Origin of the sequence: Amycolatopsis sp. WAC 01416 (genome assembly GCF_003947485.1) — a bacterium.
Lineage (GTDB): Bacteria > Actinomycetota > Actinomycetes > Mycobacteriales > Pseudonocardiaceae > Amycolatopsis.
In genome coordinates this window covers 783,739-803,601 of record NZ_QHHX01000003.1, presented here as the reverse complement: position 1 = coordinate 803,601, position 19,863 = coordinate 783,739, and the positions used below count along the sequence as shown (strand labels likewise).

Here is a 19,863-nt window from a genome sequence, read left to right as displayed (position 1 = left end):
TCTGACGTCGCGAAAGTGGCTTTCGCGACACACCTTGGCATCACGCCACCTTCGCCTTACCCCTCACTAGAACGCTCATTAACCCGGACCAGGCGCGAAACAGCCGGATATCGATACGGACTCACGGCGCGAATTCCGATGCAGGACCCTAGGGCCTCTGCTTGGCGTGGGTCGCGCACTCGGGTGGTTACGTTGCCTTCATATGCGGATTGTCTTGCCGTGCCTTGCTTTCTCTTGCCGGTCAGTTGTCGCCGAGGGCCATGGCGATCAAGTCCTCCGCGGCCAAGGTGTCCAGGTCCGCGGTGCTGGCCGCGGGGAAGGTGTCCGCAGTCGGCGGCTCGGTCGCCAAGGACAGCAGACGGTCGATGAGGCCCTCGGCGCGCAAACGTTCGATCGGGACCGAGTGCAGCAACCTGCGGATGCGGTCGTCGTCCTCCGACACCGGTTCGGACTGGGCCAGAATGGTGGCCAGTTCGTCGGCAAGCGCGTTGGCGTTGGGGTAGTCGAACACCATTGTCGCGGCCAGGCGCAGACCGCTCGCCCTGTGCACCGCGTTGCGGAACTCCACCGCGGTCAGGGAGTCGAAGCCCAGTTCGCTGAACGCGCGGTCAGGTTCGATCCGTTCGGCGTCGGCGTGGCCGAGGACGATGGCCGCTTGGCCGCGGACGAAGTCGACCAACGCCGCGTGCAGGTCCGAACCTGACAGGCCCGCGATACGGGACGACAGGTCAGCGACGGCGGCCGTCTTGCGACGGGTGGGGCCGAGGGCCAGCGAACCGAGCACAGGGGGCAGGTTCTCGACAGCCGCCAGCTTCACTGGATCGACGCGCATCGGGACCACAGCGGCGCGGTCGGTCGGAGCATCGAGCAGGGCAAGGGCCTGCTCCGTGGTCAGGCTGACGATGCCGGACTCGGCCAGCCGACGGCGGTCGGTGTCGGCGAGCGCGTCCGCCATCCCCGCCGCGTCCCACGGGCCCCATGCCAGGGACCGCGCCGCCAGGCCGTGCGCCCGGCGGTGCACGGCGAGGGCGTCGAGGAAGCTGTTCGCCGCCGCGTAGTTGCCCTGGCCCGCGTTGCCGAGAACGCCTGCCGCCGAGGAGAACAGGACGAACTCGTCCAGGTCCTCGGTCAGTTCGTGCAGGACAAGCGCGGCGTCGACCTTGGGGCGCAGGACGGCCTCCACCCGCGATGGGGTGAGGCCGGTCACCAGGCCATCGTCCAGCACCCCCGCCGCGTGGACGACGGCGCGCAGGTCGTCGATGCCCGCCAGCACCGCGGCCATCGCCTCGCGGTCGGCGGCGTCGCAGGCGGCGACAGTGACCGACGCGCCGAGGCCGGACAGGTCGGCGACCAACTCGGCCATGCCGGGCGCCTGGCCACCTCGCCTGCTCACCAGTACGAGGTCACGGACTCCGTGCGCGGTCACCAGGTGCCGGGCCACCAGCCCGCCGAGCGCGCCCGTCGCGCCGGTCACCAGGGTGGTGCCTGCGAAGCGCGGGGCCTCCCCGCCCGGGGCGACACGGGTCAGCCGTGGGACCCACACCGCTCCGTCTCGGACGGCGCCCTGGGGTTCGCCGGAGGCGACGACCAGGCCGACGTCCTCGGGGGCGCAGTCGGCGAGGATGAAGCGGCCGGGGTTCTCCGCCTGCGCGGACCGGATGAGACCCCAGACAGCGGCTCCGGCGAGGTCGGTGATGTCCTCGCCGTCCAACGACACCGCACCGCGGGTTCGAATGACCAAGGCGCCGCGTTCGTCGGACAGCCAGTCGCGCACGTGCTCGACCGCGCGGTGCACGGCGTCGTGCACGCCGGGTTCGATGTCCACTACCGCGGCGGGTTCGGCTCGGCTCCTGACGTCGACCTTGGACCAGGTGATCGCGTGCAGGGAGTCGACGCGCCGGGCGAGGGCGGGTGGCCGGCGCAGGACCAGCGAATCGACGCTCAGGACCGACTGTCCTGTGTGGTCGGTGACGGTCACGGCGACCTTGTCGCCGTCGACCCTCAGCCGGGCCCGGACGTCGGTGGCTGCCGTGGCGTGCGCGGACACACCGGTCCAGGCGAACGGCAGCCGCACCGAGTCCTGGTCCAACCCCAGCGCGTGCAGACAGGCGTCGATCAGGGCGGGATGCGCCAGGAAGCCGCCTGTGACCGGCAGGGAGACCTCGGCGTAGATCTCGTCCCCGCTGCGCCAAGCCGCTCGGAGGCCCTGGAACGTCTGCCCATAGCGCAGACCCGCTTCGGCGACCGTCTCGTAGAAGCCGCCGAGGTCGATGGCCTCGCCGGGCGGGGGCCAGCGCAGCGGGTCTGCCGTGCCTAGTGCGTCGCCGAGTATTCCGCTCGCGTGCAGGGTCCAGTCAGGTTCGTCGTCGAGCCGGGAGTGCACGGTGATCGAGCGGTCTTCGGCGACCACGACGCGCAGTGCCGCAGCACCGGTCTCGGACAGGGCGAGCGGGGCGTGCTGGGTCAGTTCGGCGAGCGCGGCGGCGCCGACATGGCTTGCCGCGGTCAGTGCCAGGTCTACGAAACCGGTGCCAGGGAACAGGATTGTGTCGCCGAGCGCGTGGTCGCGCAGCCAGGGCTGGGCCGCGACGGAGATCTGGCCGGTCATGATCGTCTCGTCGGAACCGGGCAGTTCGACCACCGCGGTGAGCAGCGGGTGGGCGATCGGGTCCAGTCCGGCGGACGCCGCGTCGCCGAGGCCTGCCGCGCTGCCCGCCCACGCCTCACGCCAGTAGTCCTGGGCGCTCATCCAGTACCGGGAGCGCTGGAAAGCGTAGGTGGGGAGGTCGACCCGTGTCGCGCCGCGGCCCGCGAAGAACGCCTGCCAGTCGACTGCGACCCCGCGGGTGTGCGCCGTCGCCGCGGCCGTTACGACGGTGGCCGGCTCTGGCCGGTCGCGGCGCTGGACGGGCACGAAGGCCGCGTCAACGCAGGCCGAGCCGAGTCCACTGAGGACACTGTCCGGCCCGATCTCCAGGTGCGTGCGGACTCCCGCGGCGGCGGCCGTCGTTACGGCGTCGGCGAAGCGCACAGTGGCGCGGACCTGCCGAACCCAATAATCGGGATCGGCCCAGTCCACCGAACGCTCGCCGCTCACCGTCGAGATGACGGGAAGAACGGGCGCGGCCAGGGTGACTTTACCGAGCACCGCGGCGAACTCGTCGAGCATCGGGTCCATGAGCGCCGAGTGGAAGGCGTGTGAGACGGCGAGTCTCGATGTCTTGCGCCCGAGTGCGGCGAAACGCTCCTGTGCGTCCGCGATCGCCGGCTCGGGGCCGGACAGCACGACGGCGCCCGGACCGTTGACCGCGGCGATGTCCACCGGACCGTCGATCTCGTCCTCGTCGGCGGCTACCGCGAGCATGGCCCCGCCATCGGGCAGCGACTGCATCAGTCTGCCCCGGGCGGCCACCACGGTGGCGGCGTCGGACAGGGTGAACACCCCGGCGACGTGCGCGGCGGCCAGTTCGCCGATCGAGTGCCCGACCACGAAGTCCGGGCGCAGGCCCCAGGACTCGACCAGCCGGTAGAGCGCCACCTCGAAGGCGAAGAGCGCGGGCTGCGCGAACTCGGTGCGATTGAGCGCGGCCTGCGCGCCACCCCACATCACCTCGCGCAGCGGTGTGTCCAGATGTTCGTCCAGTTCGGACACCGCGGCGTCGAAGGCGGCGGCGAACACCGGGAAGGTCGCGAACAGCTCTTGGCCCATGCCTACGCGCTGGGCGCCTTGTCCGGTGAACAGGAACGCGGTGCCGCCGATCTCCCTGGCGAGCCCGGTCACGACGTGCGGGGTGGTCTCACCGGCTGCCACCGCGGCCAGTCCGGCCAGCAGGCCATCGCGGTCCTCGGCGACGACGGCTGCCCGGTAGTCGTGGGCGGACCGGTGCGCCGCGGCCGTGTAGGCGAGGTCGAGCAGCGCGGTGTCACCAGCGACAGCCAGCCGCTGGGCCTGCTCGCGCAGGGCTGCCGCGGTCTTGCCTGACACGACAACCGGTACGGCCGGAAGTGGCAGCACCTCAGCGCCGGCGATGTCCTTGGCAGGCGGCTGTTCGACGATGACGTGCGCGTTGGTGCCGCTGATCCCGAATGAGGAGATCCCGGCCCGGCGCGGCCGGTCGACCGCGGGCCAGTCCCGGGGCTCGGTGAGAAGCCGCACCTGCCCGTCGGACCAGTCGACGTGCGGCGTCGGCTCGTCCACGTGCAGGGTCTGGGGCAACGTCCCGTGCGAGATGGCCTGCACCATCTTGATCACTCCGGCGACACCGGCCGCGGCCTGGGTGTGACCCATGTTCGACTTGACCGATCCCAGCCACAGCGGCTCGGACCGATCCTGCCCATACGCGCTCAGCAGTGCCCGCGCCTCGATCGGATCGCCCAGCGTCGTGGCCGTCCCGTGCGCCTCGACAGCGTCCACTTCGGACGGAGTGAGACCGCCGTCCGCCAGTGCAGCGGCGATCACCCGCTCCTGGGCGGGACCGCTCGGCGCGGTCAGCCCGTTCGACGCGCCATCCTGGTTCACGGCGGTGCCCCGGACGATGGCCACCACCGGATGACCGAGGCGACGCGCATCCGAGAGCCGCTCCACCAGCAGCACGCCCGCGCCCTCGCCCCAGCCCGTGCCGTCCGCGCCCGCCGCGAACGTCCGGCAGCGTCCGTCCGGGGACAGTCCGCGCTGGCGGCTGAACTCGACGAACATCTCCGGCGTCGCCAGTACCGACACACCGCCGGCGATGGCCAGCGAGCACTCCCCGTCCCGCAGCGACCGGACAGCCAGGTGTAGTGCCACCAGCGACGACGAGCACGCCGTGTCGACGGTGATCGCCGGGCCCTGCAGACCGAACACATAGGACATCCGGCCGGACGCGATCGCGCCGGTGCTGCTGTTGGCGGCGTAGTCGTGCGACATCAGGCCCGCGAACACGCCGGTGTCGCTGCCGCGCAGGGACACCGGGTCGATGCCTGCCCGCTCGAACGCCTCCCACGCGACCTCCAGCAGCAGCCGCTGCTGCGGGTCCATGGCGCGGGCCTCGTTGGGGCTGATGCCGAAGAAGTCCGCGTCGAAGTCGGCCGCGTCGTGCAGGAACCCGCCCTGGCGCACGTAGCTGGTGTTGGGCCGCTCTCCGGTGGGGTCGTAGAGCCGCTCGACGTCCCAGCCGCGGTCGGCCGGGAAGTCCGAGACCACATCGACGCCGCCTGCCACCATCCGCCACAGGTCCTCGGGCGAGGTCGTCCCACCCGGGTAGCGGCAGGCCATCGCCACGATCGCGATCGGTTCGTCGGCGGCCGAACCGCCGGTGATGGCCGGCGGCCCGGCGACCGCCGTTCCGGTCGACTCGGCGACGAGGTGCCGGGCCAGCGCGCGCGGGGTCGGATGATCGAACACCAGGGTGACAGGCAGCCGTCTGCCCAACGCCTCGCCGAGGTGGTTGCGGAACTCCACGGCGCTGAGCGAGTCGAAGCCCAACTCGCGGAAGGCCCGCTCGGGGTCCACCGCGGAACCGGAGCCGTAGCCGAGGACCACGGCCACCCGGCCCAGCACCAGGTCCAGCGCGGCGGCGACCTGATCGGCCTCGGGCAGCCGGGCGATCGTCTCAGCGAACGAGCCACCGGTTGCCGAGCCACCTGCGGCCGTGCGGCGCACGGCAGGAACCAGCCCGCGCAGCACCGACTGCGGTGGCTCGCCCCGGGCGCGCAGACCCGCCAGGTCCAGCCTGGCGGGCACCGCGACGTCGGCGGCCGCGCCGAGCGCGGCGTCGAACAGGGCCAATCCCTGCGTGGCGGCCAGCCCGAGCAAGCCGTTGCGGGACATGCGGTCGCGGTCGGCGGCGTCAAGGTCGCCGGTCATGTCACCTGCCTGCTCCCAGAATCCCCACGCCAGGGCGAGTGCGGGCAGCCCGAGAGCGTGCCGGTATGCGGCCAGCCCGTCGAGGAAAGCGTTCGCGGCGGCGTAGTTGCCCTGACCGGGAGCGCCGAGGACGCCCGCCGCGGAGGAGAACAGGATGAAAGCGTCGAGGTTCAGCTCGGCTGTCAGCTCGTGCAGGACCAGCGCGGCGTCGACCTTCGACCGGAACACCGCGTCGACGCGCTCGGGGGTCAGCGAGGACACGACTCCGTCGTCACGTACGCCCGCCGCGTGCACTACGGCGCCCAGGTCGTCGATGCCTGCCAGGACCTCGGCCACCGCGGACCGGTCGGCGACATCGCAGGCCACGACCGACACCTCCGCGCCCGACGCGGCAAGGTCCGTGGTCAGCCCGGGTATGCCTGCCGCGTCCGCGCCGCGCCTGCCGAGCAGGACCAGCTTTCGGACGCCGTGCTCGCTGACGAGGTGCCGGGCGAGCAGGCCGCCGAGCAGCCCGGTCGCGCCCGTGATCAGCACGGTGCGGTCGGCGTTCAGCTGCCCCGCCACACCGGGCAGGCGGGCGAGCCGGGCCGCGCGGATCTCCCCGTCCCGCACCGCCACCTGCGGCTCACCGGAGGCGAGGACGGCAGGCAGCACAGCGTCCACGTCCGTGCCCGGCTCGATGTCGATGAGGACGAACCGACCGGGGTTCTCCGACTGGGCTGAGCGAACCAGGCCCCACACGGCCGCGCCCGCCAGGTCGGTGATGTCCTCGCCGCGCACCGCGACCGCGCCATCGGTCACGATGACCACGGTGGACTCGTCGTCCGCGATCGGCTTCTGCAGCAGGGCCAGCGCCCGGTGGGCCGCGGCGTGGACCGACTCGGCATCGGTGCCCGGCGCGGAACGGAAGACCTCGAGGGCGACCGCGTCCGAGGACACCGGAGGGACCGGGACCCAGCCGAGATGGAACAAGGCGTCGTGGTGGGCGGGGCGGGCTCCCGCGGCGTCGGCCGCGGGCCGCAGTGCCAGTGTCTCGATGGTGGCGACCGGCGCGCCGGTCGCGTCGGACACCGCCACCCGCGCGACGCCCTCACGCAGTGGCGTCAGCCGTACCCGCAAGCTGCTCGCCCCGACCGCGTGCAGGGCCACGCGGGACCAGGCGAACGGCAGGGCAGCGGCATTGCCGACGACGTCGGTCAGCGCGACGGTGTGCAGGGCGGCGTCCAGCAGCGCCGGATGCAGGCCGAACCGGGCGGCCTGGTCGGCGGCGGCCGGAGGCAGCACGACCTCGGCGAGCACGTCGCCGCCGTCGCGCCAGGCCGCGGTCAGCCCCTGGAACACCGGGCCGTAGGCCAAGCCCGCGGCGGCGAGGTCGTCGTAGATGCCGTCGACCGGCAACGCGGTCGCGCCCGGCGGCGGCCACACCGTGTCGTCCGTGGCGGGGGCCGTCGCGCCGGTCGTGAGCACGCCGTCGGCGTGCTGGGTCCAGGGCAGGTCGTCGGGGGCGTCCTCGGCGCGGGAGTACACGGCGACCCGCCGCGCGCTGCCCTCCGGCTCGGCCACGACGACCTGTACGCGCACGGCCCCGCGCCGGGGCAGCTCGAGCGGCGCGGACAGCGTCAGTTCCTCGACCAGGTCACACCCGGCCTGGTCACCCGCGCGCAGCGCGAGTTCGACGAAGCCCGTGCCCGGGAAGAACACGTTGTCGCCCACTTGGTGGTCGGCGAGCCAGGGGTGCGTGGCGAGGGAGAGCCGCCCGGTCATGGCGATTCCCCCGCCCGGCGCCGACAGGACGGCGCCGAGAAGCGGGTGGCCTGCCGCCGCCAGTCCCGCCCCGGCCACGTCGGCGACGGCGCCGGGAACCGGCTCCAGCCAGTGGCGGTCGCGGCGGAACGGGTACGTCGGCAGATCCACCCGCCTGCCGGGGCGGAGGGCGACGAGTCGAGTCCAGTCGACGCGGGCACCCCGCACCCAAGCCTCGGCCAACGCCGCGGCGAAGCGATCCAACCCGCCTTCGCCACGGCGCAGCGATCCGATCGCCGCGCCCTGGGCGCCGAGGTCGGCGAAGGTTTCCTCAAGACCGACCCGGAGCCCCGGGTGCGGGCTCGACTCGACGAATACGCCGTACCCGTCGGCGACCAACGCGCGGGTGGCGTCCTCGAACAGCACGGTCTGACGGAGGTTGCGGTACCAGTAGTCGGCGTCCAGCGAGGCGGTGTCGATCGGCGCTCCCGCCACCGTCGAGTAAAACGCCACGGCCGCGGTGCGCGGCCGCACCGGGGCCAGCACATCGAGCAGGCGCTCGCGGATGCCCTCGACGAACATCGAGTGTGACGCGTAGTCCACCGGGATCACCCGGGCCCGCACGCCGTCGGCCTCCAACCGGTCGCGCAGCTCGTGCAGGGCGTCGACGTGCCCGCAGACCACGGCGGAACCGGGACCGTTGACCGCGGCCATCGACAGCCGGTCGGCGTAGGCCGCCAACCGCTCGCGAGTGTCCGAAGCAGACAGTGCGACGGACATCATCCCGCCGAGCCCGGCCAGTTCCTCGGCGATCACCTGGCTGCGCAGCGCGACGACGCGTGCGCCGTCGGACAGGGTGAGTGCGCCGGCGACACAGGCCGCGGCGATCTCGCCCTGCGAGTGGCCGACGACAGCCTCCGGCGCGACGCCGAAGTGCTCCCACAGCGCGGACAACGAGACCATGACCGCCCAGAGGGCGGGTTGCACGACGTCCACCCGGTCGTAGCCGGGGGCCCCGTCGAGCCCGCGGATGACGTCGATCAGGTCCCAGTCGACGAACTCGCGCAGCGCGTCCGCGCACTCGGCCATGCGGCGGGCGAAGGTGGGCGCGGTGTCCAGCAGGTCCACCGCCATGCCCGCCCACTGCGAGCCCTGGCCGGGAAAGACGAACGCGACGCGGTTCGCGTTCGGGCGATGCACCGAGCCGCGCACGACGCTCGGGGCGACCGCGTCCGCGGCCAAGGCGTCGAGCCCGGCGCGCAGGTCGGCGGTGGTGGCGCCGAGCACGACGGCGCGGTGGTCAAGGCCCGCCCGGGTGGTGGCCAGCGCGTGGGCGACGTCGGTGGGGTCGGCGTCGACGGTCGTCAGCGCACTTGCCTGCGCCCGCAGGCCGTCGGCGTCGCGGCCGGACAGCGGCCACGGCACTACCGGAGTCGCGACCGGGTCCGGGTCCGGGTCGGCGGGCACGTCCACCGCGAGCTGTGCCTGTTCGATTATCACGTGCGCATTGGTGCCGCTGACGCCGAAGGAGGACACGCCCGCGCGGCGCGGCCGATCGGCCTCCCACAGACGGGACTCGGTCAGCAGCCGCACCGCGCCTGCCGTCCAGTCCACATGCGACGATGGCTCGGTGACATGCAGGGTGGGCGGCATGACCCCGGCGCGCAGGGCCATCACCGTCTTGATGACCGCGCCAACGCCCGCCGCGGCTTGGGTGTGGCCGATGTTGGACTTGAGCGAACCCAGCCACAGCGGCTGGTCGGCGGCGCGCCCCTGACCGTAGGTGGCGAGCAGTGCCTGTGCCTCGATCGGGTCGCCCAGAGTGGTGCCGGTGCCGTGTGCTTCGACCAAGTCGACGTCGCCGGCCTCAAGACCCGCGTTGGCCAGCGCATGGCGAATCACCCGCTGCTGGGACGGCCCGTTCGGCGCGGTGAGCCCGTTGGACGCGCCGTCGGAGTTGACCGCCGAGCCGCGCAGTACGGCCAGCACCTGGTGACCGTTGCGCTCGGCCTCGGAGAGCCGCTCCAGCACCAGCAGACCGGCGCCTTCGCCCCAGCCGGTGCCGTCGGCGGTGTCGGAGAACGCTTTGCAACGCCCGTCCCGGGCCAGCGCGCTCTGCTTGGAGAAAGCGACGAAGACCCCGGGTGTGCTGATCACCGTCGCACCGCCGGCCAGCGCCAGGGTGCACTCCCGCTGGCGCAGCGCCTGCGCCGCCAGGTGCAAGGAGACAAGCGACGATGAGCAGGCGGTGTCGACGGTGACCGACGGGCCCTCGAGGCCGAGGGTGTAGGAGATCCGTCCAGAAAGGACGGCGGCGGCGGTCGCGGTCGCGCCGTAGGCCGCCGTGCCCTCCGGGTCACGCTCGTGCAGGTACTCGTAGTCCTGCGCGCCCGTGCCGACGAACACGCCGACGCGCTCGCCGCGCAGCGCGTCCGGCGGGACAGCGGCTCGCTCGCATGCCTCCCACGCCAACTCCAGCAGCATCCGCTGCTGCGGGTCCATGGCCACGGCTTCGCGCGGGGAAATGCCGAAGAAGCCGGCGTCGAAGCTGCCCGCGTCGGCGAGGAACCCGCCTTCGCGCACATAGCTCGATCGCGACGGGTCGTCCGAGAACAGCGCGTCGAGGTCCCAGCCGCGGTCGTCCGGGAAGGAGCCGATGGCGTCGCCGCCCTCGGCCACCAGCCGCCACAGGTCCTCCGGCGAGCGGACGCCGCCGGGGTAGCGGCAGCTCATCCCGACGATCGCGATCGGCTCCCTTTCGGCGCCCTCGGCCGCGCGCATCCGCGCGCGAGCCTGGTGCAGTTCCGCGCTGACCTTTTTCAGGTAGTCGAGCAGCTTCGCGTCTGTCGCCATGGTCATCACCCAATCGCGGGAAGTGGGGCGTCAGCGGATTCCGGCGGTTTCCAGGACTAGGCGCATCCGGTGCTCGGCGAGGTCCGCGTCGGGGAACAGGCCCAGGCCGTCGGCCAGGCGGTACGCCTTCGCCAGGTGCGGCACCGATCGGGCGGACTGCTCGCCCCAGATCATCCGGAAGTGTTCCTGGTGCCCGGAAAGCCAGGCAAGGAAGACGAAACCGGTCTTGAAGAAGCGCATCGACAGCGCGTCGCCTTCGAACAGGTGCTGGGCCAGCGGCAGCGTCGACTTCAGCTCGGCGCGGTAGGTCTCGGTGTCCCCGGCGTCCAGCGCGCGGAATCCCCCGGCGATCACCGGGGCCAGCGGCCCGAACACCGATGCCAGCGCGTCGGAGTGGCCCTGCTCGTCGCCCTCGATCAGCTCGGGGAAGTCGGTGATGTCGCCGTTGTAGACGTGTACGCCCTCGGGCATCACCCGGCGCAGCTGGATCTCCCGCTCACGCGAGACCGGCCAGACTTTGACCCCGTCCACCTTGTCCACATTGGACTTCACAACGGCGGCGAAGGCGTCGAGCGCGGCGTCCCAGTCGGTGTGGCCCCAGTAGCCGGCAAGGCGGGGGTCGGACTCGGGCAGGACCCAGTGCAGGATCACCGGCGTCGTGGCCTGGGCCAAGAGATGCCGGTAAACGGCGGCGTAGTCGTCGGGACTCGCCGCGGTCTGGGCCAGCTGCGGACTCGCCATGATGATCGTCTGCGCGCCAACGCCCTCGACGAACTCGATCTGCTCCTCGTAGGCGGCGGTGATGTCGGCGATGCTGTGTGGGCGCATGGGGTCCAGCTGATCGGTCCATACCCCACCCGCGATCCGGCCCCCCACCGCGTGGGCCTCCTGGGCGCTGCGGCGGATCAGCTCGGCCGACGCGCTCCAGTCCAGCCCCATCGCGCGGTTCTGTGTGTCCAACGCCTCGGCGACGGCGAACCCTTGCGCCCACAGGTGACCGCGGAACGCGATCGTGGCGTCCCAGTCGATCGCGGGCGGGCGGAATGGCTCGAAACCGAGCAGCAGCGTGGTGTTCGCTGCCATCGGATCGGCCACGACATGTGCGGTGGAGAACACCACGCGGCTGGTGAACGGCGCGTTGCTCGGGGTGAACCCGCGCGGGACGGTGGACGGCTCGTACGGCGCCAGTGTGCCGTCCGGCTCCGGAAGTTCGATCACGACATCAGCTCCAGGGCTCGGGTTCGCCGGACTCGGCGGACAACGGCGCGAAGGGGGCTTCGCCATTGAAGGGCCGCGGCGACCGAGCCACCACGGCTACCGGCCCCTAAGCCGTCGGGACGGCCCCTACTGGCGGCCGGCAACCCGAGCCGAAGCTGCGTGCTTTTACGAAACAGGCCTCGTCCGGTAAAGTATTCATACGTACAATTCATACGAACGAGTGAATAGCGAGGTTCGATCGATGGCCTTAGCCGACCGGCGCCCCGCCCCGCACCAAGCGCTCGACCCCGCCGACCAGCTCCCCACCGGGAGGCCGTGGTGCTTCACCAGGGCCGCCGACCCGGTCGAACTGCGGCTGACCCCGTTCGAGCAGCGGATCGCGACCCTCGCCGCCCGAGGCCACACGGCCGACGCCATCGGCGCCCGGGCACGCGCCACCGGCGCCGAGATCACCTCGGACCTGGTGGACATCCTGCGTAAGCTCCACGACCTCCCGTGCGACCAGCCACCGGTCGAACTGGCGGTCAAGCGCGTATATCTGCCATAGGACGCGCCTGGTGAACTCATGGTGGGCGGGATCAGCAGAAGGGACGGCATCCGTGCTGACCCACCAGACTCCTCATCCGGGCAGGCCGACCCGGCGGGCCGCGATATCCCACAGCCGGCCGGCCACGTCGGCATCCTCGGCGCTGCGGCCCGCGTCGGTGCGCCGGGAGTCGGCGTAGTAGTCGCCGCGCAGCGGCGACTGGGTCTCGGCGAGGTGGATCATCGTCTTCGCCCCCTCCTCCGCCGTGCTGACGAAGAACTCCACCACGTGCCGCATCGGAGGCATGGCGAGGACGCGCTGCATCGGCAGCTCCCGGGCCAGTCCGGCGACGTACACCCCCGGGTGGAAGTCAGCGATCGGCAGCTCCGGGTAACGCCGGGCGAACTCCCGGGTCAGCAGCGCGAGCGCCAGCTTGCTCAGCGAGTATGCCTCGTACGGCTCGTACTCGCCCGACACGTCGAGGTCGTCGAGGTCGATCTGCTTGCGGTCCTCGACCGTCTGGGATGAGGTGTTGATGACCCTCCCACCACTGGCGAGCACCCGGTCGAGCAGCAGCCGGGTCAGCAGGTACGGTGCCAGCGCGTTGACCTGGAACGACTTCTCGTTTCCGTCTTCGGTCATGATCCGCCGGGGCCAGATCCCCGCCGCGTTGTTCACCAGGACGTCGATCTTTGGACATCGGTCGAGCAGCGTCGCGGCGAGGCCGCGGACCTCGGCGAGATGGGCGAAGTCCGCCGTCAGCGGCTCGACGCCCAGGTCGACGGCCACGGCCTGGGCCTTGCGCGGTGACCGGCCGATCGGGACGACGACGGCGCCACGGCGCGCGAACTCGCGCGCCGCGGTCTCGCCGAGCCCGGAACTGGCACCGGTCACCACGATGGTCTTCCCCGACAGGCTCATCAAGCTCTCCCCAACTCCCAAGATGGATCTGTACGGAAGTACTATACGCGCGTACCTGACATATGTATAGTTTTGTCATGCCTCCTACTGCAGCCAAGGCGGGGTGCAAGGCGTGGATCGGGCTTGCGGTCCTGATCCTGCCCGTACTCCTCGTCTCCATGGACATCACGGTTCTGTACTTCGCCCTTCCGTCCATCAATGCCGACCTTCATCCGACCAGCACCCAGCAACTGTGGATGATCGACATCTACGGCTTCATCCTCGCCGCGCTGCTCATCACCATGGGAGGTATCGGCGATCGGATCGGCAGGCGCCGCCTGCTGATCATCGGCACCATCCTCTTCGGCGCCGCGTCCGTGCTGGCCGCATTCTCCGGAAGTCCGGAGACCCTGATCATCGCTCGTGCGCTGCAGGGCGTCGGCGGTGCGACGCTGATGCCGTCGACCCTCGGCCTGATCCGCAGCATGTTCAACGACGCCAAGCAGCGCCGCACCGCCATCGCGGTGTGGACGATCGGCATGGGCGCCGGCTCCGCGCTGGGGCCGGTGTTCTCCGGTCTGCTGCTCAACTGGTTCTGGTGGGGCTCGATCTTCCTGGTCAACCTGCCGTTCGTGATTCTGTTGCTGCTGCTCGCGCCTGCGTTCGTGCCGGAGTACCGGGCGGAGGGGGCGCGGCTGAACTTCGTCTCGGCCCTGCTCTCGCTGACCGCCGTGCTGCCGATCGTCTGGGGCTGCAAGGAACTGGCCGTGCACGGAGCCTCACTCGGTTCCATCGCGGCTATCGCGGTCGGTCTCGTGCTGGGGGCGATGTTCCTGCGACGCCAGGTCACCCACGCCAATCCGATGATCGACCTGAATCTGTTCCGCACCCGCGGCTTCGGCCCAGCGATCAGCATGAACCTGGTCGTGTACTTCACGATGGTCGGTTTCGGCATCTACATGACGCAGTACCTCATGGAGGTGCTGCGGATGAGCCCGCTGGAAGCCGCACTGTGGACGATGGCCAGTCCGATCGGCATCACCATCACCGGGCCACTGGTGGCGTACATGGTCGGTCGGATGCGACCCGCCTACGTCATCGCGATCGGTTTCGCGATCGCGGCGAGCGGGTGTTTCATGATGACGCGGCTGACGCTGGAGAAGGACCTGCCACTGATCGTCGCGGCCGCGGTCTGTATGGGCTGCGGTGTGGTGATGGCCAGCACCGTGGTCACAGACTGGATCGTGGGCACCGCGCCGGCGGCGCAGTCCGGTCGGATCTCGGCGCTGCTGCAGACCGCGCAGGAACTCGGGGCCGCGCTCGGCATCGCCGTGTTGGGCACCATCGGCGCCGCAGTGTTCGGCCGCACGTTGGCCGCGTCTATCCCTTCCGGACTCCCGCAAGGGACCGTCGACGCGGCTCAGCAGACGCTGGGTGGCGCGCTGAACTCCGCCGTCACGCTCCCTGAGCCGGAGCGCGGCGAGTTGGTGCGGGCGGCGCAGGAGGCGTTCGTGGCCTCGCTGAGCCCAGCGCTGTTCACCGCGGCGGGCGTGCTGATCGCCGCGGCGATCTTCGCGCTGGTCCGGCTGCACCACATCACCGACGTCCCGAACGATGCGGACGCCGACGACGAGGTCGAGCCTCCCGCCGAGACCGGGCCGGCCGCGGCGGCCGCGCAGAACGTCGCCGGCGGAACTTCCGCGCCCACCCATTGAGCCCGGAAAAAGGGGAACACGGTCAGTCGACAGCCGTGTTCCCCTTTTTTGTGACCGACCCGGAGGCACTTCCGGAAAACACGAACGGCCTGGCCGGATCTCCGGCCAGGCCGTTCGTGTTTTCGGCTTCTTTCAGGACTGGCTGTCGTGCTCCTCTTTCAGAAAACGCGCCAGGCTCGCCAGGCCGGTGCGAATCTCATCCTCGTTCACCGCACTGATCGAGATACGGATCTGATTGCGCGGGACGCCGTCGCCGTAGAAATGGTGCATCGGCGTCCACAGCACGTCGTGGTCGCGGCCGCAGCGGGCCAGCATCTCGTCGGTGACGGCGAACGGCACGGTCAAGATCACGAAGAACCCGCCCCTTGGCACGTTCCAGGTGACCTCCGGGGTCGAGCCGTCCGGGAACAGCTCGGTCAGCGTCTTCAGCGCGACCTCCAGGTTGCCCAGGTAGATGCGAGTCTCGCGGACGTTGGCCGCGCGCAGGCTGAAGTCGTTCTCGATCAGCTTGCCGCCGATGACGGCCTGCGCGATCGGCGAGGTGTTGACCGTGAGCATGCTCTTGATCCGGGCCAGCTGGTCCGACAGCGTCTCCGCGCCCTGCTTGCCGCCGGTGACGACCTGGTCGGCGATCACGTAGCCGACGCGGGCGGCCGGGATACCGGACTTGGCGAACGAGCTGCAGTAGACGACGCGGCGGTTGGTGTCCATCGCCTTGAGGGTGCGCGGCTGTTCCGGGTCGTCGGTGAGCAGACCGTACGGGTTGTCCTCGATGATGAGGAAGTCGTGCTCGTCGGCCAGGGCGAGCAGCTTCTCCCGGACCGGCGCCGGGATGGTGGTGCCGGTCGGGTTGGCGAAGTCGGGCACCAGATACAGCGCGCGCGGCCGCAGGCCGTCGGCCTTGGCCTTGGTCACGACCGCGACCAGGTCGTCGACATCGACGCCGTCGGCGGAGTCCTTGACCGCCAGGACCGGCATGTCCGCCAGCTCCGCGGCCCCGGAGACGCCGAAGTAGCAAGGGAAGACGGCGAGCAGCGCGTCCTTCTCGGTGCGGCGCAGCGCGCGGACGGTGAGGTAGAGGGCCTCCTGGCAGCCGACTGTCACCACTATGGTCTCGGGATCGACAGTGATCTTTTCGTCGATCTCGAGGTGCTTGGCGATGAGGTCGTGGATGACGCCCTTGGTCCGGCCGTACTGCAGCAGGGTGCGGTTGACCCAATACTCGTTGCCCTTGAACACGGCGCGCAGGTGCTCGCGGAACGTCTCGATGTAGCGGGGCAGCACGGCGGGGTCGAAGAAGCCCTCGTGCGGACGGCCCGCGGCCAGCGAGATGGAGTTCAGGTACCGGTAGGAGACTTCGTTGAGCAGGTTCATCGACTCGGTGAACGGGGTGTCCAGCGAACCGTGCAATTCGTGGAGCGCCAGTTCCACGGCTTTCTGATCGGTCGTCATAACTGCCTTCCGTCAGGGATGTCGGGCACACCTGGCCACGTCGTGAAAACAATGGCCGAACGGACGCGGTAAATCCGACCGCACACCGTCATGAACGAAACGGACCGGCCCGTTTCCAAAAACTGCGGCCAGCCTAATGACGGCCTTCCGTCCCGGTCAACGCGCATACCGGCGGAAGCACCCCAGAGCGCGCGCTTGCTCACCCCTAATCGGCCGGCCGTACCCCTACAATCGAAACCGGACCCGCCAGAGTGCTGCGCGCACAGCTCCTCGGATGAAATCATTTGCTGAACACCCGCGGCCGTCCAAGCCGGTCTGCCACCTCGACATCGACACGGTAACGGGTGCCATGCCCGTCTGACGTGCGTATAGGACATGAGGTAGGTTGAGCCGATGGGACATCGCGAGGATCTCCTGGCAGGCGCCAAGCGCTGCCTCATCGAGAAGGGGTACGCCCGTACCACCGCCCGCGACATCGTGGCGGCGTCCGGAGCCAACCTGGCCTCCATCGGCTACCACTTCGGCTCCAAAGAGGCGCTGCTCAACGAGGCGCTGATCCAGTCGAACAGCGAGTGGGGCGAGGCCCTTGACCAGGCGATGGCCGCCGGCGTGAACATCGACGGCGGCGCGGCGTCCCTGGAGCACTTCGAGGCCGTGTGGACCAGGATCGTGGAGCTGTTCGCCACGCACCGGCAAATGTGGGCCGCCAATTTCGAGACCTTCGCCCAGATCCAGCACGTTCCCGAGGTCCGCGCCGTCCTCGCAAGCGGTCTCGACGAAGCCCGCCTCGGCATGGCCGACACGTTCCTCGACCGGCGCCCGGAAACCGACGACGTCACCGTCCGCGCCGTCGGCTCGTTCTACCAGGCCCTGCTGACCGGCGTGATGGCCCAGTGGCTCATCGACCCGGAGAACGCGCCGACGGGCAAGGACCTGGCCATCGCGGCGCGCACGATCGTCGGCGGGATCACGACGGCGGCACTGCACCGCTGATCTTGCCGCACATACGTACGTATTGCTAACGACCCAGGACCCTAGGCCGTGTCCTGCATGCTCTCTTGCGCGGTGACCGTGTGGAGTTCGGGTCATCCAACGCACCAAAATCCACATAGTCAGCGATGGCCCTGACAGCGAGTGAGGGGTGTGTGGCTATAGGGACACTCAACGTCCCTATAGCCACACACCCCCTCCCGCGACACCAAAGGTCCCCCGCTCCCTTTCCACAGGTCAGCACACCAGGCGATACTTATCGGACACTAGGGGCCGCTAGGGGAAGTGGCGTCTCTCGGACCGGTCTAGCGTCGAAGCCGCACCGCATCGCCCGCGCCGACAAGGAGCGCAATGACCCGGCCATTCAAGCTAGTGAACACACTGCACCCGCGACTGCTCGTCGACGACTTCGCCGCCGTGTTCCGCTTCTACGACACTGTGCTGCCCCAGGTGATCGGCGCCAAGCTTGCCGAGGGCTCGGCGGAGGGCCCCTACGCCCGCTGGGACACCGATCTGGACAAGCAGCCCGCTATCGCCGTCCTCGACCGCGCCGCAATGACCGGTATGCTCGCGGAGACCACGGCATCCACCGGCGACCAATCCATCATCGTCCTCCGGCTGGCCGACGTGGACACCGCCCAGAACGTCTTCACCGCCGCAGGCGCCACGATCGTGAGCGCGGCGGCCGCCCGCCCGGAGTGGGGCTCTGACGTCCGGATCGCGTACCTGCGGGATCCGGCGGGGACCCTGGTGGAGCTACAGGCCTCTCCGGACTGAGTGCCTATTCCCAGGGAGCGCCCAAAAGCCGATTTGTGACGGCAAACGCCGGATGCCCTCGCGACGGCGCTGCGCGTCAAAGTGGATGGCCTGCTGAAGCAGTCGGGCGTTTGGGCGGCATCGGGTTGATCGACCTCGGTCGGACACTGAAGAGCCCTGACGACAGAAACCTTGGAGAGCCCGGTGTTCGGCGAGCGGTCTGAGGAAACGGATCAAGAGCAATCTCGATACCGGGCCTCAGACCGACTCGTCCGTGCCGATCGGGTTCGCGTCGACCGGCGCGAAGGCCGGCGAACATCAGGCCCCGTCCGCATACCTTCCACAACGACCCCACGCTGACCGGCCGGGCCAGACCATCATCGGGATGAGAACTACTTCGGTGGCGAGTCCGAGGCGTTACTGGCCGATGCCGGTTCTTCGATGATCACATGGGCGTTCGTCCCACTGATCCCGAACGACGACACCGCGGCTCGTCGCGGCCGCTCCTTCCTCGGCCACGGACAAGGCTCGGTGAGCAGTGAGACGGCACCGGATTCCCAGTCCACCTGGGGCGTCGGCTGATCAACGTGCAGCGTCTTCGGCAACTTTCCGTGCCGCATCGCCATGATCATCTTGATGACCCCGGCGACACCAGCGGCTGCCTGCGTGTGACCCAGGTTCGACTTGATGGATCCCACCATGAGCGGATCGGCCCGCCGATCCCGCCCGTACGTGGCCAACAACGCTTGCGCCTCGATCGGATCGCCAAGGCGGGTACCGGTGCCGTGGGCTTCGACGGCGTCGACGTCGGCGCCGGTCAGGCCGGCATCGGACAATGCTTGGCGGATGACACGCTGCTGGGAAGGGCCGTTCGGTGCCGTCATACCGCTGGACGCGCCATCCTGGTTCGTGGCCGACGAGCGCACCAGTGCCAGCACCCGCCTGCCATTACGGACAGCGTCGGAAAGCCGTTCCAGCAGGAGAATCCCGCACCCCTCTCCCCAGCCGGTCCCATCCGCGGCAGCCGCGAAGGACTTGCACCGCCCGTCTGGAGCCAGGCCACGCTGTTTGCTGAAGTACTGGAACGTCTCCGGCGTGGCCATGACGGTCACTCCGCCCGCCAGCGCCAGCGGACACTCACCCGACCGCAGCGCCTGCACCGCCAGGTGCAGTGCCACCAGTGACGAGGAACAAGCGGTATCCACCGACACCGCGGGCCCTTCCAGCCCGAACGTGAACGCGACCCGCCCGCTGACCAAGCTGCCGCCGCCATCGGCGCCGGTGTAGTCGTGGTACATCACACCGGTGAAGACCCCGACCCGACTCCCCTGCAGCCCCAACGGATCGATCCGGGCACTCTCGAACGTCTGCCAGGCTGTCTCCAACGACACCCGCTGCTGCGGATCCATCTCCCGCGCTTCGCGCGGCGAGATGCCGAACAGCTCGTTGTCGAAGTCGGCGGCGTCGTGCAGGAACGCTCCTTCCCGAGTGATGATCTTGCCCGGCTTGCCCGGCTCCGGGTCATAGAGCGTCCCGATATCCCAACCGCGGTCGGTGGGGAACTCGGTCACCGCGTCACGGCCGTCAGCGACGAGCTGCCACAGGTCCTCTGGCGACTCGACACCGCCGGGGAAACGGCAGGCCATCCCGACCACTGCGATGGGCTCGGTCAGCCGGGTCATCTGCTCGCGCAGCCGTTCGTTGTCCGCGACGGACTTGCGCAGCGCCTCGACGATCTGGTCGACAGACGCGTCCATGTGCTTGCCTCCCAGACCAGTCATCGAATCGGTGGTGCGAGGGCGGGCACGGCGGACCACTCCTCGTCGTCAAGGCACTCGCTCAGCGCCGCGATGATCTCGTCCACG

The 19,863-nt window shown here is 70.1% G+C and carries 8 protein-coding genes and 1 pseudogene; 4 read left to right on the top strand and 5 right to left on the bottom strand.

All coding sequences use genetic code 11. The features are described from left to right. Positions 1–241 precede the first annotated feature (241 nt). On the bottom strand, positions 242–10,441 hold the full coding sequence (locus tag DL990_RS13395; RefSeq protein WP_125798838.1) for a type I polyketide synthase: 10,200 nt from the start codon (positions 10,439–10,441) through the stop codon (positions 242–244). 30 nt (positions 10,442–10,471) lie between these two features. Continuing rightward, positions 10,472–11,659 carry a DUF993 family protein gene (locus tag DL990_RS13390; protein WP_233620456.1) on the bottom strand — a complete coding sequence of 396 codons (1,188 nt, stop codon included), beginning with the start codon at positions 11,657–11,659 and terminating at the stop codon, positions 10,472–10,474. 241 nt (positions 11,660–11,900) lie between these two features. On the opposite strand from DL990_RS13390, the gene DL990_RS13385 reads away from it, so the two are divergent. Continuing rightward, positions 11,901–12,206, top strand: a complete 306-nt coding sequence (locus DL990_RS13385) for a hypothetical protein (RefSeq protein WP_125783281.1) — start codon at positions 11,901–11,903, stop codon at positions 12,204–12,206. Positions 12,207–12,278: 72 nt separating this feature from the next. Here the strand turns inward: DL990_RS13385 and DL990_RS13380 are convergent, their stop codons facing one another. After that, positions 12,279–13,106, bottom strand: coding sequence for an SDR family NAD(P)-dependent oxidoreductase (locus tag DL990_RS13380; protein WP_125783279.1), 828 nt, complete (start codon positions 13,104–13,106; stop codon positions 12,279–12,281). Positions 13,107–13,183: 77 nt separating this feature from the next. On the opposite strand from DL990_RS13380, the gene DL990_RS13375 reads away from it, so the two are divergent. Next, entirely contained in the window at positions 13,184–14,800 is a 1,617-nt protein-coding gene (locus DL990_RS13375) for an MFS transporter (protein WP_125798836.1), read from the top strand. Positions 14,801–14,932: 132 nt separating this feature from the next. Here the strand turns inward: DL990_RS13375 and DL990_RS13370 are convergent, their stop codons facing one another. Next, the gene (locus tag DL990_RS13370; RefSeq protein WP_125798835.1) at positions 14,933–16,252 is read right to left on the bottom strand and encodes a PLP-dependent aminotransferase family protein; all 1,320 of its coding nucleotides are present in this window, start codon (positions 16,250–16,252) and stop codon (positions 14,933–14,935) included. A 393-nt stretch (positions 16,253–16,645) separates the two neighbouring features. Between DL990_RS13370 and DL990_RS13365 the strand changes: the two genes are divergently transcribed. Together DL990_RS13365 and DL990_RS13360 are read left to right on the top strand one after the other, a co-directional pair. Continuing rightward, on the top strand, positions 16,646–17,245 hold the full coding sequence (locus DL990_RS13365) for a TetR/AcrR family transcriptional regulator (protein ID WP_125798834.1): 600 nt from the start codon (positions 16,646–16,648) through the stop codon (positions 17,243–17,245). Between the two features lie 348 nt (positions 17,246–17,593). Next, positions 17,594–18,019 (top strand): VOC family protein, encoded by a 426-nt coding sequence (locus DL990_RS13360; protein ID WP_199746340.1) that lies wholly within the window; start codon positions 17,594–17,596, stop codon positions 18,017–18,019. Between the two features lie 377 nt (positions 18,020–18,396). Here DL990_RS13360 and DL990_RS13355 read toward each other — a convergent pair. After that, positions 18,397–19,815: pseudogene (locus DL990_RS13355) on the bottom strand (type I polyketide synthase); the annotation flags it as partial. Positions 19,816–19,863: the final 48 nt, after the last annotated feature.

What these genes read in the sequence shown, in the direction of transcription:
- DL990_RS13395 (WP_125798838.1), bottom strand. Translation starts at nt 10,441, where the DNA reads ATGGCGACAGACGCGAAGCTGCTCGACTACCTGAAAAAGGTCAGCGCG.
- DL990_RS13385 (WP_125783281.1), top strand. Translation starts at nt 11,901, where the DNA reads ATGGCCTTAGCCGACCGGCGCCCCGCCCCGCACCAAGCGCTCGACCCC.
- DL990_RS13380 (WP_125783279.1), bottom strand. Translation starts at nt 13,106, where the DNA reads ATGAGCCTGTCGGGGAAGACCATCGTGGTGACCGGTGCCAGTTCCGGG.
- DL990_RS13375 (WP_125798836.1), top strand. Translation starts at nt 13,184, where the DNA reads ATGCCTCCTACTGCAGCCAAGGCGGGGTGCAAGGCGTGGATCGGGCTT.
- DL990_RS13370 (WP_125798835.1), bottom strand. Translation starts at nt 16,252, where the DNA reads ATGACGACCGATCAGAAAGCCGTGGAACTGGCGCTCCACGAATTGCAC.
- DL990_RS13365 (WP_125798834.1), top strand. Translation starts at nt 16,646, where the DNA reads ATGGGACATCGCGAGGATCTCCTGGCAGGCGCCAAGCGCTGCCTCATC.
- DL990_RS13360 (WP_199746340.1), top strand. Translation starts at nt 17,594, where the DNA reads ATGACCCGGCCATTCAAGCTAGTGAACACACTGCACCCGCGACTGCTC.